19 protein-coding genes are annotated in these 16,347 nt (G+C 62.4%); 13 read left to right on the top strand and 6 right to left on the bottom strand.

Annotation, left to right across the window (positions count from 1 at the left end; all coding sequences use genetic code 11):
• The first annotated feature begins 60 nt into the window (after positions 1-60).
• Entirely contained in the window at positions 61-759 is a 699-nt protein-coding gene (locus AC1RNA_RS00595) for a glutathione S-transferase N-terminal domain-containing protein (RefSeq protein WP_009339940.1), read from the top strand.
• The gene (locus AC1RNA_RS00590; RefSeq protein ID WP_492949876.1) at positions 759-1,454 is read left to right on the top strand and encodes a glutathione S-transferase family protein; all 696 of its coding nucleotides are present in this window, start codon (positions 759-761) and stop codon (positions 1,452-1,454) included. The genes AC1RNA_RS00595 and AC1RNA_RS00590 overlap by 1 nt, the downstream gene beginning before the upstream one ends.
• Positions 1,455-1,467: 13 nt before the next feature.
• On the opposite strand, the gene AC1RNA_RS00585 is transcribed toward AC1RNA_RS00590, so the two are convergent.
• Complete coding sequence (locus AC1RNA_RS00585; protein WP_492949875.1) at positions 1,468-1,671, bottom strand: cysteine-rich CWC family protein; 204 nt, start codon at positions 1,669-1,671, stop codon at positions 1,468-1,470.
• Between the two features lie 102 nt (positions 1,672-1,773).
• On the opposite strand from AC1RNA_RS00585, the gene AC1RNA_RS00580 reads away from it, so the two are divergent.
• A complete protein-coding gene (locus tag AC1RNA_RS00580) occupies positions 1,774-3,249 on the top strand; it encodes a DUF1800 domain-containing protein (RefSeq protein WP_492949874.1) in 1,476 nt (491 codons plus the stop codon).
• A gap of 3 nt (positions 3,250-3,252) precedes the next feature.
• Positions 3,253-4,488, top strand: coding sequence for a DUF1501 domain-containing protein (locus tag AC1RNA_RS00575; RefSeq protein WP_492949873.1), 1,236 nt, complete (start codon positions 3,253-3,255; stop codon positions 4,486-4,488).
• Positions 4,489-4,491: 3 nt separating this feature from the next.
• Here AC1RNA_RS00575 and olsA read toward each other — a convergent pair whose 3' ends face one another.
• Positions 4,492-5,271: a lyso-ornithine lipid O-acyltransferase gene (olsA, locus tag AC1RNA_RS00570; protein ID WP_492949872.1), complete on the bottom strand. Its 780-nt coding sequence runs from the start codon at positions 5,269-5,271 to the stop codon at positions 4,492-4,494.
• 274 nt (positions 5,272-5,545) lie between these two features.
• Here olsA and AC1RNA_RS00565 point away from each other — a divergent pair, with 274 nt between their 5' ends.
• Positions 5,546-5,896 (top strand): DMT family protein, encoded by a 351-nt coding sequence (locus AC1RNA_RS00565; RefSeq protein ID WP_009339950.1) that lies wholly within the window; start codon positions 5,546-5,548, stop codon positions 5,894-5,896.
• Here the strand turns inward: AC1RNA_RS00565 and AC1RNA_RS00560 are convergent.
• From AC1RNA_RS00560 to AC1RNA_RS00545, 4 genes are all read right to left on the bottom strand, one after another.
• A complete protein-coding gene (locus AC1RNA_RS00560) occupies positions 5,836-6,042 on the bottom strand; it encodes a hypothetical protein (RefSeq protein WP_009339951.1) in 207 nt (68 codons plus the stop codon). The genes AC1RNA_RS00565 and AC1RNA_RS00560 overlap by 61 nt on opposite strands.
• Positions 6,043-6,074: 32 nt before the next feature.
• The gene (locus AC1RNA_RS00555; RefSeq protein WP_009339953.1) at positions 6,075-6,236 is read right to left on the bottom strand and encodes a hypothetical protein; all 162 of its coding nucleotides are present in this window, start codon (positions 6,234-6,236) and stop codon (positions 6,075-6,077) included.
• Positions 6,237-6,379: 143 nt separating this feature from the next.
• Positions 6,380-7,018 (bottom strand): glutathione S-transferase family protein, encoded by a 639-nt coding sequence (locus AC1RNA_RS00550; protein ID WP_492949871.1) that lies wholly within the window; start codon positions 7,016-7,018, stop codon positions 6,380-6,382.
• Positions 7,019-7,170: 152 nt separating this feature from the next.
• Complete coding sequence (locus AC1RNA_RS00545; protein WP_492949870.1) at positions 7,171-8,235, bottom strand: phosphatase PAP2 family protein; 1,065 nt, start codon at positions 8,233-8,235, stop codon at positions 7,171-7,173.
• A 282-nt stretch (positions 8,236-8,517) separates the two neighbouring features.
• Between AC1RNA_RS00545 and AC1RNA_RS00540 the strand changes: the two genes are divergently transcribed.
• The 8 genes from AC1RNA_RS00540 to glmM all read left to right on the top strand — a co-directional run bounded on the left by AC1RNA_RS00540 (position 8,518) and on the right by glmM (position 16,274).
• Complete coding sequence (locus AC1RNA_RS00540; RefSeq protein WP_009339959.1) at positions 8,518-9,720, top strand: pyridoxal phosphate-dependent aminotransferase; 1,203 nt, start codon at positions 8,518-8,520, stop codon at positions 9,718-9,720.
• Positions 9,721-9,845: 125 nt separating this feature from the next.
• Entirely contained in the window at positions 9,846-10,364 is a 519-nt protein-coding gene (locus tag AC1RNA_RS00535) for a DUF992 domain-containing protein (RefSeq protein ID WP_048757325.1), read from the top strand.
• Positions 10,365-10,528: 164 nt separating this feature from the next.
• Positions 10,529-11,017 (top strand): DUF992 domain-containing protein, encoded by a 489-nt coding sequence (locus AC1RNA_RS00530; RefSeq protein WP_009339964.1) that lies wholly within the window; start codon positions 10,529-10,531, stop codon positions 11,015-11,017.
• Entirely contained in the window at positions 11,014-12,777 is a 1,764-nt protein-coding gene (locus AC1RNA_RS00525) for a SulP family inorganic anion transporter (protein ID WP_492949869.1), read from the top strand. The genes AC1RNA_RS00530 and AC1RNA_RS00525 overlap by 4 nt, the downstream gene beginning before the upstream one ends.
• 57 nt (positions 12,778-12,834) lie before the next feature.
• Entirely contained in the window at positions 12,835-13,698 is an 864-nt protein-coding gene (locus AC1RNA_RS00520) for a shikimate dehydrogenase (RefSeq protein WP_492949868.1), read from the top strand.
• A gap of 166 nt (positions 13,699-13,864) precedes the next feature.
• On the top strand, positions 13,865-14,377 hold the full coding sequence (locus tag AC1RNA_RS00515; RefSeq protein ID WP_492949867.1) for a hypothetical protein: 513 nt from the start codon (positions 13,865-13,867) through the stop codon (positions 14,375-14,377).
• Positions 14,378-14,531: 154 nt separating this feature from the next.
• Positions 14,532-14,723, top strand: coding sequence for a hypothetical protein (locus AC1RNA_RS00510; RefSeq protein ID WP_492949866.1), 192 nt, complete (start codon positions 14,532-14,534; stop codon positions 14,721-14,723).
• A 204-nt stretch (positions 14,724-14,927) separates the two neighbouring features.
• Complete coding sequence (gene glmM / locus AC1RNA_RS00505; protein WP_009339969.1) at positions 14,928-16,274, top strand: phosphoglucosamine mutase; 1,347 nt, start codon at positions 14,928-14,930, stop codon at positions 16,272-16,274.
• Positions 16,275-16,347 lie beyond the last annotated feature (73 nt).

The raw sequence follows: 16,347 nt of genomic DNA, 5'->3' as shown, positions 1-16,347 counted from the left end.
CAATCGCGCAAAGTTCATGCATTCGCATGAATTTCCGCTTGCCTCGATAGGACGCACGAAATGATCGACCTTTACTACTGGACCACGCCGAACGGCCACAAGATCACGATGTTCCTGGAGGAGAGCGGGCTTCCCTACAAGATCGTGCCGGTGAACATCTCCAAGGGCGATCAGTTCAAGCCGGAATTCCTCGCGTTTTCGCCGAACAACCGCATGCCCGCGATCATCGATCAGGCGCCGAAGGACGGTGGCGAACCGGTCAAGATTTTCGAATCGGGTGCGATCCTGATCTACCTCGCGGAGAAAGCCGGAAAATTCCTGCCGACCGACATGCGCAAGCGTTTCGACGTGCTGCAATGGCTGATGTGGCAGATGGGCGGCCTCGGCCCGATGGCCGGGCAGAACCATCATTTCGTGCAGTATGCGCCGGAGCGAATTCCCTACGCGATGGAGCGTTACGTCAAGGAAACCAACCGGCTTTACGGCGTGCTCAACAAGCGCCTCGCCGACCGTGAGTTTATCGCCGGTGAATATTCGATCGCGGACATGGCCTGCTATCCGTGGATCGTGCCCTACAAGAATCAGCAGCAGAATCTCGATGACTTTCCGCATCTGAAGCGCTGGTTCGAGGCGATCTATGCGCGTCCCGCCACCGCGCGCGCTTACAAGCTTGCCAAGCAGGTGAACCCGGACAAGACGCCGACGGTGAATGAGGAATCGAAAAAGATTCTGTTCGGTCAGGTTGCGGGCAAGAATTGATGGCAAGGCAGCTTTACGAACTCGCCGGCAGCGATCCCGCGCGCCTTTTCAGCCCGTATTGCTGGCGCACGCGCATGGCGCTGGCGCACAAGGGACTGGCTTTCGAAACGGTGCCGTGGCGATTTGCGCAGAAGGACGCGATCAAGGCGCACGGCTCGGAGAAGGTACCGGTGTTGGTCGATGGCGAGGCCCGCGTCAACGATTCATGGACGATCGCGGAATATCTGGAAGACACTTATCCTGACAAACCCTCGCTGTTCGGCGGCGAGGGTGGACGGGGGATGGCGCGTCTCCTCAATAACTGGAGCGACGTGTCGGTCGGCCAGATTGCGCCGTTTATCATCGCCGACATCCACGACCAGCTCGATGCGGGCGACAAGGATTATTTTCGCCGGACCCGCGAGAAGAACATGGGCAGGCCGCTGGAGGAAGTTGTCGCCGGACGGGAGCAACGGCTGGAGAGCCTGCACAAATGGTTGCATCCGCTGCGGATGACATTGCGCACGCAACCCTTCATCGGTGGAGCGAAGCCGAACTATGCCGACTACATCGTGTTCGGCCCGTTCCAGTGGGCGCGGGTGACGAGCCCGTTCGAGCTGTTGAAGCCCGACGATCTGATCCATGCCTGGCGCGAGCGTATGCTCGATCTGTTCGATGGCATGGCAAGGAAAGCGCCCGTGGTGGGAGCGGCCTAGGTTTCTGCGTGGCTCACGGCTTCGATTGATCGAGGCCGTGGTCGCTGGCGCGCAGGCAGGCGGGGCACAGGCAGTCTTCGCCTGCCCGCGGCATCGGCAGCTTCACGGTTTCCTCCGCGCACCAGCAATGTCCCGACAGGTCGCATGTGAAGGCCGCCCCGCAGCGGGCGCAGATGATCTGGCGCGATTGATCGAGCTTTTGTGACGTATCTTTCATTCCGGCCAACGAAATTCAGCCAAATCTTTCAGGTGCTATTCATGCGATCCGGCGCGTTATCTGCGCCTGTTCTACACGAACCGACAGACGGCGATCTGCAAGATGGCACGCGATCCACAGGCGGCGCTGGTAGCTCTGAATCGCTTTGGACTGGGCGCGCGCGGCGGCGGCGCAGGCGACTTTGCCAGCGCGGCGTCCGACCCGCGGGATTTCGTGAAGGCGGAACTCGGCCGCCGGAATATCGCTCTGCTCGATGTTCCCGGTTTGCAGGCAACACCGGCGCTGGCGCAGGTGGCTTTCGATTATCAGGCCGAGGTCAAACAGCAGCGCAAGGCGGCCGCCCAGGCGCTTGCCATGGCATCCGATGGCAAGCCGGGCGAAGGCGGAGAACGGGCTTCGAAGGCCGGCAATATCATGCAGCCGCTTTCGAGCGCCGCCGGCAAGCCGTCGCCACGGCAGTCGCCCAATGTGATCCAGCAGACGTTTCGTGCCGAAGCCCTCGCGCGCGTGCAGCGTGCGACGATGGCCGAAAGCGGTATCGTGGAGCGGCTCGTCGCGTTCTGGTCGAACCATTTCTGCATTTCCGCGAACAAGGGACAACTTGCGCGGATATGGGCGGGCTCTTTTGAGCGGGAAGCGATCCGGCCGCATGTGCTCGGCCGGTTCAGCGACATGCTGTTGGCTGTCGAACAACACCCGGCGATGCTGTTCTATCTCGACAATCAGCAGTCGGTCGGACCGAATTCGCGGGCCGGGCGCAACCGCAAGCGTGGGCTGAACGAAAACCTCGCGCGCGAATTGATGGAGTTGCACACGCTGGGTGTCGGCAATGGTTATACTCAGCAGGATGTCACCACGCTCGCGGCCATCCTGACCGGATGGACCTTCGCCGGGCGGGCGGGACGGCTCGGCGAGCCCGGCACCTTCATCTTCAATGCCAACGCGCATGAACCCGGCCCGCAAAAGTTGTTGGGCAAGGTCTACGACGATACGGGTGTGACGCAGGGCGAAATGGTGCTGGCGGATATTGCGCGCCGACCTGCAACGGCGAAGTTCATCGCCCATAAATTTGCGGCGCATTTCATCGCGGACGATCCGCCGCCTGCGCTGGTCGCAAAACTGGAAACGGCTTTTGCACGGACGGATGGCGACCTGAAAGCGCTCGCCACGACGCTCGTGGATTCAGATGAAGCCTGGACGGCGCCGATGACGAAGATCCGCACGCCGAACGAATTTCTCGTCGCGACGGGGCGGATCATGGGCCGGATTCCCGAGGAGTCGGGCCGCTACCTCGGTGCGCTCAACCTACTCGGTGAGCCGCTCTGGACTCCGCCGGGGCCGAATGGTTTCGCCGACACCAACGCAATGTGGGCGTCGCCGGAGAACATGAAACTGCGGCTCGACGTCGCCTCGCAGATTTCCTCACGCATCGCCGGCATGTTGAATCCGAACGATGTGCTGGAGGCGTGTGCGGGAGAGGCCGCCTCGGACGACACGCGCAAGGCCGTCGCGCGCGCGGAGACGCGCGAACAGGCGCTGGCCCTGCTTTTGATGTCGCCGGAATTCCAGAGGAGATGAACCATGCATGATCGTTTCCTTGAATGCTGCGAAGATGGAACGCCGCGCGGTTTGTCCCGGCGCACGCTGCTGGCCGGTGGCGCGGCCTTCGCAGCATGGGCCTATCTTCCGAAATTTGCCCATGCCGCCGATGGGCGCGATCCATATTTGATAACGATCATCCTGCGCGGCGCGCTGGATGGCCTTGCGACCGTCGCGCCCGTCGCCGACCCCGATTACGCCGGGCTGCACGGCTCCATTGCGCTCGCGCTTGCGGGGCCGCATCCGGCGATCGCGCTCGATTCTTTTTTCGCGCTGCATCCATCAATGCCGGAATTCGCGCGGATGTATAAAAACGGCAACGCCGCCGTGATTCATGCGACCGCGACGGCCTATCGTGACCGTTCGCATTTTGACGGGCAGGACGTGCTGGAAAGCGGTTTTGCCGGTCCCGGCCGGGTGCAAAGCGGATGGCTCAATCGCGCTCTGGAAAATCTGCCGCGTGGCGAACATGTCTCGCGCGGTCTGGGCGTCGGTGCAACGACGCCGCTGGTGCTGCGCGGCGCGGCGCCCACGGTCGGCTGGGTGCCGGCGCGGCTTCCTCAGGCGGCCGACGACACCGCCATGCGCTTGATCGAACTCTATAACCATCGCGATCCGATACTTGCCACCGCTCTGTCACAGGGGTTGCAGATCGACAAGCTCGCGGCGAACGATGGCGGCATGAAGCCGATGTTCGGCGGCCCAAATGCGATGCGGCTTGCCGCGCAGGGGGCAGCCAGGATCATGGCGAAAGATGACGGCCCCCGGATTGCCGCGCTTGCGTTCGATGGCTGGGATACCCACGCCAATGAGGGCGGTCCTGTTGGGCGGCTCGCGCAATTGCTGGCGGGTCTCGACGGCGCGCTCGCCGATTTTGAAACCGGGCTTGGCGGCAAATGGCGGGATACCGCGATCGTGGTCGTGACGGAGTTTGGCCGTACCGCGCGCATCAATGGAACGTCGGGAACGGATCACGGCACCGGCACCATTGCGTTGCTTGCAGGCGGCGCCATCAAGGGCGGCCGCGTGATCTCGGACTGGCCGGGCTTGAAGACTGCCGACCTTTATCAGGCACGCGATCTCAAACCGACGACGGATTTGCGCGGCGTGTTGAAAGGCCTTCTGCATGACCATCTCGGTCTCGGCGAGCGTGTGCTGGCCGAAAGCGTCTTCCCGGATAGTGTCGGGGTCAGGCCAATGCAGGGCCTTGTTGTCTAGACGTTATGAAATGCCGCGCAGGGCAGTCGCTGTCATGCGGCGCACGGCGGTTTCCGCGTCGCGCGTGATCTGCTTGCGGCTGGCGTCGAGATCGCAGACGATGGCCTCGCCCCATGTCACCGTGACATCGACCGCGCCTGCCGCGAGCACGCCCAACAGATGCGGCACGAGGTCGGTTTCGCCATACCATGCGACCTTGTCGCGCAGCGCGCGGCCGACCGGCACGCCGCCAAATTTCACGTAGGCGAGGGACACCGGCTGCACCACGATGTTCTTCCTGCCGTCACCCATGGCGTGATGCACCGCGCCGACCAGCGCCGAACGGAACGGCAGGATACGAATGCCGTCGCTCGAGGTGCCTTCCGGAAACAGCACGACGCTGTCGCCATTGTGCAGACGGTTTGCCATTTCGGCGGTCGCCTCGCCGGTCTTGTGGCGCCGCTCACGCTCGATGAAGACGGTGCGCTGCAGCTTCGCCAGCATGCCGAAGATGGGCCAGCCCGCGACCTCGGATTTCGCCACGAACACGACGGGGGCCAGCGAACTGAGGATAGAGATGTCGAGCCAGGAGGCGTGGTTCGACAGGATCAGGATATGTTCGGCGGAGGCGCGCTGGCCGATCTCGTGGATGCGCACGCCGAGGATGTGGCAGACGATGCGGTGAAACAGCACCGGCACCTTGCGCTGCAGGTCGTTCTGCAAGGCGAGGCCGAGAAGATGAAAGGGCGCCAGCACCAGAAAGGTTAGGCTCAGCGCGAGAATGGCAAAGGCGGCACGGATCATCAGAGGCCGGAATAAGACATTGGGCGAGCCGTTTATATCCTGCTACCGCGGGGCAGATCGCAAAAAAAATGCGACCGCCAGTCATGATTGCAGGGGGAGCTGCAGGGGGGCTGACCGAAGGCCGCAAAGGCGAACGATGGGCAAAGGTGCCCGCTTTCAAAAGCTAGCCGGAATTTGTTACATCCGCGCGACAGATTTTTCTCCGGCACAGCGATCTATTCGGGGCCGGAGACGTTGAAACGATCCTTCCTTCATTTTTTACCCAGGAAAACCGATGCCGACCATTTCGCCCGCGATCTTGCCGATCCTGATGCTGTTTGCCTCGAACTGTTTCATGACCTTCGCCTGGTATGGACATCTGCGGTTCAAGGAGAGCCCGCTGGTCCTGGTCATCATGGTCAGTTGGGGCATCGCGTTGTTCGAGTACTGGCTGGCGGTGCCGGCCAATCGCTGGGGCAGCGCGGTCTATACGCCGGCGCAGCTCAAGACCATTCAGGAAGTGATCACGCTGATCGTGTTCGCGGGATTTTCGGCGTTCTATCTCAAGGAGCCGCTCGGCTGGAATCAGGCGGTCGGCTTTGCCTTTATCGCGGTCGGCGCGTTCTTCATCTTCCACAAGGGTTGAGAGGGACGAAGTTTGGGCGCGACGAGTGCCGTGCTGCCGAGAACTTTCGTGTCGCTGCTGTCCGCCCGCGTCAGGATCAGAAGCGAAGCCAAAACGAGAATGGCGGCCGCCAGCGACACCGCGACGAAGATGACAGGTATCTTCATCGATAACCCCGAAAGAAAGGGCGGGCGGGAATTCAAGCGATGGTGCCCACGAACCGGATCGAAAGTATCGCAAGCGAGACGACGAGGCACACGGACAGGCACGCCGCAGCGACGGCTGCAGCGGTCAGGTCGCGGGCACCCTGCTGGGTGAAGGAATATCCGAAACCCCGGTCAACGATCTTCGAACGCATCATGGCACGGCATCCTGAGCGTGGTGCGAATCACCACGCATCCAGATGTGGCAAATTTTACCGTTTGAAATTTGGCGCTAATGGTCCGAAATATGGCGGAAACGCGGCGGGTTCCCTAATTGGACCCGCTCGTTTCTATCGTATCGTCAGGCCTTTTCCGTGTTGAGGGAAGGCTCGCGAATCCAGTCCATGCGCACGAAGCGCGGATGACTTTCGACGCGCTTGAGCCAGGCGCGAATTGCGGGAAATTCGCGCAGGCTGAAATCGCATTGCTCGGCGACATGGGTGTAGCCGTACATCGCGATGTCCGCGACAGTCAGGTGACCCGATACAAAATAGTCGTGCACCCTGAGGTGGGCTTCGATCATGCCCAACGCGCCGTAGCCGCGCTCCATCCAGTCCTCCAGCGCGTGCATTTGCAGATCGCGGCCGCCGCGTACTAGCGCCAGCCAGAAATAGGCCGCGCCGACGCTCGGCTCCAGCGCGTGCTGTTCGAAGAACATCCACTGCAAAGCCTCGGCTCGCTCAATGGCGCTCTCCGGTGCGAGCGGCGTGTTGATGGCGAGATACCACAGGATTGCGTTCGACTCAGCGAGGTAATGCTTTTCGGCGACTTCGAGCAGCGGCACCTGTCCGCGCGGATTCATCGCGAGGAAATCCGGCGTGCGGCTTTCGCCACGAAGAATGTCGATCTCGACCACTTCAAAGGGAACGTCGAGGAGGGCGAGCGCCAGCCGGACCTTGTAGCTGTTGCCGGAGCGCTGCATCGAATAGAGCTTGTACATCCGTCGTTCGTCTCACTGGGCGGCGGACCGCAACATCGTTGGCCCAGACAATGAGGTGCGGGCAGCGTCCCCGCAAGGCCGGTAGGCTGGAATAGTTGAAAGCTCTCTTTCGAGCGGCCATTGCAGCAGGATTTTGCCGCGCCGCGACAGGATCACGTCTTCGCGATATCCGGACGCCTGACGCTTGCGGTCTCGGGCGAGACTTGCGCCGGGGCGAGACCGGCCGTCACGATTGTGTCCGTTCCAGTGCTCTCGATAGGAGGCACGATCGAGGGAGAATCCGCCACGGAGGGAAGTGGCATCATGTCATTTGCCCGATCGCTGCGAACGGTCCGGTGCGCTATCAGCCAGCAGGGACATGCGATTGCAATTCCGGCGATGACATCGACGACATAATGGCTACCCGCAAAAGGTGTTGCCAGGATCATCATGATGTTGATGGCGAGCGCTATCCATCGCAATCCGCACACACGCCAAAGGGCAAGCACGAAAAGCACGCTGAGAGCGGCGTGCAGACTCGGGAAAGTGATGATGCCCTCAGAATTCAATCCCGACATCGCATGGAATGTGCCGTCCCGAAGACCAAGGAAGACCGGCCAGCTTGTCGACGACACGGGGATGGCCCCGTGCGCGCTAGCGGGTTGCGCATGGTAGAAAAGCCATGGCCCCGTGGCAGGGATGACGGCCGATATGCCGATCGTGACGAGAGTCGTCAGCATGAACGCCTGAACGAAGGCGCTCAGGCGCAGGGTGTGTCCCGCGAATCCAAGTATCAGCACTGTCGCGATGACTTGCAGCGTGAAGCTCGCATAGGCGAACGCAAAAATCTGGTAGAGCCATGAATGGCTGGTGATCAACGAAACGTATCCAAGCCAGTCGATGCCGAGGTGGCGATCCCAACTGGCGAGAAGGGCGTCCTGCAAGGGAAACCCGGCGCTTGCGGCGACATAGGATATCGGCGCGCCGACAGCGGTGAACGCAACGATCTGCGCGGTGCTCATCAGCGCACTGCCGATGCTCGGGTCCCGGCGGACCGAAGTGTAAAACCAGCTTGCGGCGCATAAGAGAATACAGGCGCCCGTCGCTTTCGAGAACGATGCCCATTCGATGTGAAACGGCCCGATCAGCGATGCGATGATGACGCTCGCGCCCATTGCTGCGACCACGATCCAGATCGTGCGATTGAGCCGCTGCAAAGAGGGTTGGGAAACATCCATTCCGGGGCCTGAAACGCGAGGGGTAACCGATGTCCGGGCTTATCAGGGCCGGGTTCGCGTCCCGTTAAAATCGAGGGAATGCCTGTCTCCGAGGCAGGGCGGCGGATGCTGTGTTCAAGCCCGATTCAGGGAGCTTTTTCGTTCAAAATCTCGAAATTTCGCAGCTTTGCAGCGAAGCGTCTTGCGATGCACCGCCGCCGGTCCTAGTGTGCGGCGCACTTTTAGCCAAAATCCGCGAATCCCGGTGCGTCCCGGCCTTCGCTTGCCCAAATGGAGACAATGATGCCGTTCCTGTCCGCTGCCCTCGACCGCGTGAAGCCGTCCGCGACCATCGCGGTCACGGATAAAGCGCGGCAGTTGAAAGCGGCTGGCCGCAACGTCATCGGCCTCGGTGCGGGCGAGCCGGATTTCGATACCCCGGCCAACATCAAACTGGCGGCGATCAAGGCCATCGAGGCCGGCAAGACCAAGTATACCGCGGTGGACGGGATTCCCGAGTTGAAGGACGCGATCGTCGCCAAGTTCAAGCGTGAGAACGGTCTGACCTACGTGCCCAATCAGATCACGGTTGGCACCGGCGGCAAGCAGGTGCTCTACAACGCGCTGATGGCGACCATCAATCCGGGCGACGAGGTCATCATCCCGGCGCCGTATTGGGTCAGCTACCCGGAAATGGTGGCGCTGGCTGGCGGCGAGTCCGTGCCGGTGATCTGCACCGCCGAACACGGCTTCAAGCTGCAGGCCGCCGATCTGGAAAAGGCGATCACGCCGAAGACCAAGTGGATCATCCTGAACTCGCCATCGAACCCGACCGGTGCGGCCTACACCCATGCCGAGATGAAGGCGCTCACCGACGTACTGGTGAAGCACCCGCATGTCTGGGTGATGACGGACGACATGTACGAGCACCTCGTTTATGACAACTTCAAGTTCGTCACGCCCGCGCAGGTCGAGCCGAAGCTGTTCGACCGCACGCTGACGGTGAACGGCGTCTCGAAGGCCTACTCCATGACCGGCTGGCGCATCGGTTACGCGGGTGGCCCGACCCAGCTCATCAAGGCGATGGCGACGATCCAGTCGCAATCGACCTCGAATCCATCGTCGATCTCGCAGTGGGCAGCGCTGGAAGCCCTGAACGGCCCGCAGGATTTCATCGCGACCAATGCGGAGCTGTTCAAGGGACGGCGCGATCTGGTGGTGTCGATGCTCAACCAGGCCAAGGGCATTCAATGTCCGCGCCCGGAAGGTGCGTTTTATGTCTATCCGTCCTGTGCCGGGACGATGGGCAAGACGACCCCTTCCGGCAAGAAGCTGGAAAACGACGAGGATTTCGTCACCGAGCTTCTGGAGAGCGAGGGCGTTGCGGTCGTGCAAGGATCGGCTTTTGGCCTCGGCCCGGCATTCCGTATTTCCTACGCCACCAAGAACAGCGACCTCGAAGAAGCGTGCAATCGCATCCAGCGGTTCTGTGCTAATTTGCGGTAGATATTTGTAACTATTCTCGGCATTGTGACTTGCAGCGGGGGGGCAGCGTGTTATGCGCTTTCCTCTCTCTATCTTCCTTCCTTTCCCAACGCATCGATATCGATTCGTGTAGCCGGAGACTTCCCATGCGACTTTCTTACCTTGTCGGCGCAGCATCTGCCCTTCTTCTTGCGTCGTTCGCGACTGCGAATGCGCAGCAGGGCGTCCAGGTTGGCGTTCTTCGCTGCCACGGTGGTCCGAATGTCGGCCAGATCCTGACCTCCACGACCAATCTCGACTGTGTGTTCGAGGGCCGTGGCCGTCGTCCCGAAGGTTATGTCGCCACCGTCCGCCGTTTCGGCGTTGACCTCGGCGCGACCAGCCAGACCGATTTCGGCTGGCGCGTGCATGCTCCGACCGTCCAGGTTGGCCCGGGCGATCTCTCCGGCAGCTATGCGGGCGTCGGCGGCAATGCCGCGATCGGCGTCGGCGGCGGCAGCAACTTCCTTGTCGGCGGTTCGGCCAATTCGTTCGCGCTGCAGCCCCTCAGCCTGCAGGGCCAGACCGGCCTCAACGTCTCGGGCGGCATCGTCAGCCTCGAGCTGCGCCCGGTTGGCTACGTGCACCGCGGTCATGCCAAGCGGCACCGTCACCACCGCCACTAATTCTGGCGAATGGAATATATCGGACAGGCCCGCGCAAGCGGGCCTGTTTTTTTATGGGCTTTTGGTTGCTCCCGGATGCGATCCGGTTGAACTCCCCCGGCGGCAGGGATTACAACAAGGGCGAGGCCGCCGCCTCCGCGCACCGGCCTTGATTGGGGGATTCCATGCGCCGCGCCTTCGCAATCCTGTCCTTTGCGTCTTTTACCGCCGCCGCTCTTTTTGCGCTCTCAGCTCCCGCCGATGCCCAGCAGGGCCGGGTACAGGCAGGAGTGATCGAATGCCGTGGTGGGCCCCATGTCGGTCTGGTGGTCGGATCGATGAATAATCTCGGCTGCGTCTTTCGCGCCAACGGCCGGCCAGACGATCTTTACATCGCGACCGTCACCAAGGTTGGCCTCGACCTCGGCATCACGGACCAGACCGCCGTATCGTGGGTGGTGTTCGCGCCAACTGTCCAGCTTGGGCCTGGCGATCTGTCCGGCAACTACGCCGGTGTCGATGCCAGCGCCGCGGTTGGTGTCGGTCTCGGCGCCAATGCGCTCGTCGGTGGCTCGGCCAATTCCTTCGCCCTGCAACCATTAAGCGTGCAGGGACAAACGGGGCTTAGCGTCGCGGCGGGCGTGCAAAGTCTCCAGCTTCGTCCGGGACGATGAACAAGCAGGCGGCACACCGGCCAACCGAGGCCTTGCCCATATTGCCGGGCAAGGCGGCTGCGCCCACCTTCGTCGAACTCTACACGCCAAAAATCGTCACGGTGCTGCGCGAGGGTTATGGCCTCGCGAGCTTCCGTGCCGACGTCGTGGCAGGCCTGACGGTTGCGATCGTCGCTCTGCCTTTGTCGATGGCGATCGCCATCGCCTCGGGCGTCACGCCGGATCGCGGCCTCTACACCGCCATCGTCGGCGGTCTTTTCGTGTCGCTGCTCGGCGGCAGCCGCTTCCAGGTCGGCGGCCCGGCCGGCGCCTTTATCGTCCTTGTTGCCCAGACGGTGCAGAATCACGGTCTCGACGGCGTGATCCTCGCGACGATGATGGCCGGTGTGTTCCTGATCGCGGCCGGATTCCTGCGGCTCGGGACCTACGTCAAATTCATTCCCTATCCGGTGACGGTGGGTTTCACGGCGGGTATCGCGGTCATCATCTTCGCCAGCCAGATCAAGGATCTGCTCGGCCTGACATTGTCAGGTCATGAGCCGGCTGCGTTTCTGCCCAAGCTCGCCGCGCTCAGTGGCGTGATCGGGACTATCAATCCATCGGCGGTGGTGCTGGCGGGTGGGACCATCGTCGTGATGGTCGTGTTGCGGACCCTGCGCCCGAGCTGGCCGGGAATTCTGATCGGCGTGGTGATCGCTACACTGGCTGCATCGCTACTGGGATTGTCGGTGGACACCATCGGCTCGCGCTTCGGCGGTATTCCTGAATCGATTCCGGCGCCGAGCCTGCCGGTATTCTCGCTGCAAAAGATGCAGGCGGTGCTGCCCGACGCCATTGCCTTCGCGCTGCTGGGTTCGATTGAATCGCTGCTGTCGGCCGTGGTCGCCGACGGCATGACGGGACGACGGCATCGTTCGAACTGCGAACTGGTGGGGCAGGGCGTCGCCAACATGGCGTCGGCGTTGTTCGGCGGCATCTGCGTGACTGGCCTGATCGCACGCACCGCCACCAACATCCGCGCCGGTGCGCGCAGCCCGGTTTCCGGAATCATGCACTCGGTCTCCGTGCTGCTGTTCATCCTGATTGCCGCGCCGCTCGCGAGCTACGTTCCGCTGTGTACGCTGGCGGCCGTGCTGGTCGTGGTCGCCTGGACCATGGCGGAAAAGCAGGAATTCGCGACGCTGGTCCGTTCATCGTGGGGCGACGCCGCAGTATTGCTTTCGACCTTCCTGCTCACCGTGTTTCGCGATCTCACCGAAGGCATCGTGGTCGGCTTTGCACTTGGTGCGATGCTGTTCATTCATCGCATGGCCTCGACAACCGCGATCGAAAGCCTTGCGCCGTTGGCGGAAGACGACAAGGCGGACGGCGCCAGCAGCGAGCGTATTCCGTACGATCCGGCGCTGGCGACCGATCCGGATGTCATCGTTTACCGGATTTCGGGCGCCTTCTTCTTCGGCACGACCTCCACCATCGGCGCGGTGCTCGACGAGATTCCAAGCGGCCACAAAGGGCTGGTGATCGACTTCGCGGCCGTGCCGCTGCTCGATTCGTCCGCCGCCAATGTCATTGCGCGTGTCGCCGCGAAGGCCCGCCAACGGGGCATTCGCGTGATTCTGACCGGCACATCGCATCAGGTGCGGCGCGAATTGCTGATCCATGGCGCGCGGCCGCCCGTGGTGCGCTACCGTCGCGATATTGCGGGTGCGGTGGATGAGATCAAGCGCCAGGCTGCATTGACAGCCTCCGCCGCCGCGTGATTTGACCGCTGATCCGTGCGACGTGGCGGGGTGGTCGAATCCAACGGAGCATCGTCGATGAGCTCAAGCCCTGTGAGCGCAGATCATTTAAGCGCAGATCCTGCCGCGTGCCTGATCGGGTGGCCGGCTGCGCATTCGCGTTCGCCGATCATTCACAAATACTGGCTGAAGCAGTTCGGCATCGCGGGCGACTATCGCATTGAGGCCGTGGAGCCTGCGGCCTTCGCGGATTTCATCGGCTCGCTTGCCGCGCGCGGCTATCGCGGAGCGAACGTCACGATTCCGCACAAGGAGCGGGCGCTCGCGCTCTCGACACCGGACGCGCGCGCGCGCGCGGTGGGTGCGGCCAATACGCTGTATTTCGCAAACGGCAGCCTGCATTCGACCAATACCGATGTCGAGGGGTTCATCGGCAATCTCGATGCGTCCGCGCCGGACTGGAATGCGGATGGCGAGGCCGTGGTGCTCGGCGCGGGTGGCTCGGCGCGTGCGGTCGTATTCGGGCTTCTTGAGCGCGGTGTTCCGCTCATCCATCTCGTCAATCGCAGCCGCGATCGTGCGCAGGCGCTGGCGCAGCCTTACGGCGACCGGGTTCGCGTTGTCGCCTGGGAGGACGTGGCTTCGATTCTGCCGAAGGCGGGACTTGTGGTGAACACCACCTCGCTCGGCATGAAGGGGCAGCCGCCTTTGTCGTTCGACGTATCTGCCTTGCGCGCGGATGCGGCGGTCGCCGATCTCGTCTACGTGCCGCTCGAAACCGCATTGCTGAAGGCGGCGAAGGCGCGCGGTCTGCGGACCGCCGACGGTCTCGGCATGCTGCTGCATCAGGCGGTGCGTGGGTTTGAGTTGTGGTTTGGGAAGCGGCCGCAAGTCACGCCGGAATTGCGCGCGCTGGTGGAGGCCGACCTCACCTCTGCGTGAGCATCGAAACGTTCGACAGATTTGCCGCGTAACGTGAAAGCCGAATCACAGGGGAATCGCAATGCCATCGTTACGCCTTCTCGCAATCTGCCTCGCCGCTTCGTTGTTGACTTTGACATCCGGTTTTGCCGATGTGCGGCAACCGCCAGTATCGCGGGTGCGCGGCATGATCGAATCCATCAACGGCGATCTGCTGATCGTGAAGAAAACCGATGGCCACAACGTCACGATGAAGATGACGCCGAACGCCGCTATCACCGGCGTCGAGAAAATAGCGATGTCGGACATCGCGCCCGGCGCCTATATCGGCGTCACGTCGGTCGCCGATGCGCAGGGCAACCAGACGGCCACCGAGGTTCACTTGTTTCCGGACTCGCTGCGCGGCGCGGGCGAAGGCACGCGGCCATGGGACACGGCGCCCAACAGCAGCATGACCAATGGCGGACTCGACAAGATGGTGGAGGGCAATGACGGCCGCATGCTGACGGTGAAATACCGCGGCGGCGAAAAGCAGGTCGTCGTCACGCCCGAGACAGCGGTGGTGAAACTCGTGCCCGGTAAACGCTCCGACCTTCAAGAGGGCGCAAGGATCGTCGCCGCAACGGCGCGCACCGCCGATGGTGTGCTGGAGACGTCACGCGTCAGCGTCGGCCTCGACGGCCTGACGCCGCCGATGTGATGTTGCCGCGTCGATGCGGGCCGCGCCTGCAAGACAGTGATATGCCTCACCCCCGTTTGGGGCTATCGTCGGGTTATCTGGGACTGAGGCGGCTGATGATGTCGCGTGGCGACGGCCATGTTTCAGTCTGAGGTATTTGTTTATGGAGGCGATCATGGCCGATCGGAACCATACTGCGGCAGCCGACAAAAGGGCTAAGGACAATCCGAAAGAGCCGGACTATCAAAAAGATATGGAAGAACAGCTCGAGGAGGGGCTGGAGGATTCCTTCCCCGCGTCCGATCCGGTCAGCGTGACCCAGCCGCACCCGGCGCGCAGGGGCAGGAAGCGGCCCAGCAGCCCTTGACGGATTCAATGAATTCAATGCCTTAAGGTGGAAGTCCGACGTTAAGCAGGATCGGGATTACCGCATTTGGGCAGCTTGGCGGCCGTAATGATTCATCATATTTTTTGAAGCGGCTTCAACCGCCTGCTCTTTATAAGGGAGCTTTCCTGGCGAAGCGCGCAGTTTTGGCAGCGTTCGCGGCGGGGTTCAGGATCAGGGGACAGCATGGTTCGCAAGTATTTTGGCACCGACGGTATTCGTGGCCGCGCCAATGGCCTGATTACGCCAGAGCTGGCGTTGAAGGTGGGGCAGGCCGCGGGACTCGTGTTCCAGCGCGGCGAATACCGGCATCGTGTCGTGATCGGCAAGGATACGCGGCTGTCCGGCTACATGATCGAGACCGCGATGGTCGCGGGCTTCACCTCCGTCGGCATGGACGTGCTGCTGCTTGGCCCCATTCCGACGCCGGCGGTGGCGATGCTGACCAAATCGATGCGCGCCGATCTCGGCGTCATGATCTCGGCTTCGCACAATCTGTTCGACGACAACGGCATCAAGCTGTTCGGCCCCTCCGGATTCAAATTGTCCGACGAGGTTGAGTTGCAGATCGAAGAACTGATGGACGAGAACATCGACAAGCGGCTGGCGCAGAGCGCGCATCTCGGCCGTGCCCGGCGCATCGATGGTGTCCATGACCGTTACATCGAATTCGCCAAGCGCACGCTGCCGCGCGATCTCAGCCTTGAAGGCCTGCGCGTGGTGGTCGATTGCGCCAACGGCGCCGCCTACAAGGTGGTGCCGGAAGCGCTGTGGGAATTGGGCGCGGATGTCATCACCATCGGCGCCGAGCCCGATGGCTTCAACATCAACAAGGAATGCGGGTCGACCTCTCCCGAGGCGCTGAGCCGCAAGGTGCGCGAGATGCGCGCCGATGTCGGCATCGCGCTCGACGGCGACGCGGATCGCGTGCTGGTGATCGACGAGCGGGGCCATCTGGTCGATGGCGACCAGTTGCTCGCCGTGATCGCGCAGAGCTGGAAGGAAGACGGCCGGCTGGCGAAGCCGGGCATCGTCGCCACCGTGATGTCGAATCTCGGCCTTGAACGCTTCCTGGCGGGTGAGGGTTTGTCGATGGTGCGCACGCCGGTCGGCGACCGCTACGTGCTCGAGCAGATGCTGGCGCAGGGTTACAATCTCGGCGGCGAGCCCTCCGGCCATATCATCATGTCGGACTTCACCACCACGGGCGATGGCTTCGTCGCGGCGTTGCAGGTGCTCGCCGTGGTGCAGAAGCTCGGCCGTCCGGTTTCGGAAGTGTGCCACCGTTTCGAGGCGCTGCCGCAGATCCTGAAGAACGTGCGCTATCGCACCGGCAAGCCGCTGGAGAATCCGCAGGTGAAGTCGGCGATCGCCGATGCCGAGAAGAAGCTGAACGGCAATGGCCGCCTCCTGGTGCGCTCATCGGGGACCGAACCGGTCATTCGCGTGATGGGCGAGGGCGATGACCGCGATCGGGTCGAGGAAGCGGTCGATATGATCGTATCGGCCTTGAGCTTCGGCGCGGCGGCCTGAATACCGCCGCCGGCGGGACCCTCGGCCGGGCCTGTTGCATTTCGGATATGACGAAAGCCGCCTAGCGGGCCGA

This window comes from Afipia sp. GW821-FHT14H12 (genome assembly GCF_058803465.1).
This window is presented reverse-complemented; position numbering and strand designations above follow the sequence as displayed.